Consider the following 334-nt stretch of genomic DNA (forward strand, 5'->3'; position numbering starts at 1 on the left):
ATAGGAGGCATGCCATTATCAAACAACGAAGTTGAGCAATGCATCCGCCCAACTACATTTGGGCGCAAAAATAGTTTATTTTCTAAATCTTATGAGGGTGCCCAAGCTAACGTAATATATTATACTATGGTTCAAACTGCAAAGTTAAACAATTTGGATGCTTATAAATACTTGAAATATGTCTTCGAACAGCTGGAATTGCGAAAAAATCCTGACGTTGACGCTTATTTACCATGGTCTGATGAAGTTCAGGCAAAATGTAAAGCACACTCGCCGGTCGACGACGATATGCAGCTTGAAAATAAAGAAGCGATGGTGAAATCCTAACTAAGTG

At 38.6% G+C, this 334-nt stretch carries 1 protein-coding gene; it reads left to right on the top strand.

Annotated elements, in window-relative coordinates:
* On the top strand, positions 1 to 327 hold a 327-nt coding region (locus tag FC36_RS07350; protein WP_235805816.1), incomplete at its 5' end, for a transposase domain-containing protein.
* Positions 328 to 334: the final 7 nt, after the last annotated feature.

It is taken from the genome of Ligilactobacillus equi DSM 15833 = JCM 10991 (genome assembly GCF_001435735.1).
Classification (GTDB): domain Bacteria; phylum Bacillota; class Bacilli; order Lactobacillales; family Lactobacillaceae; genus Ligilactobacillus; species Ligilactobacillus equi.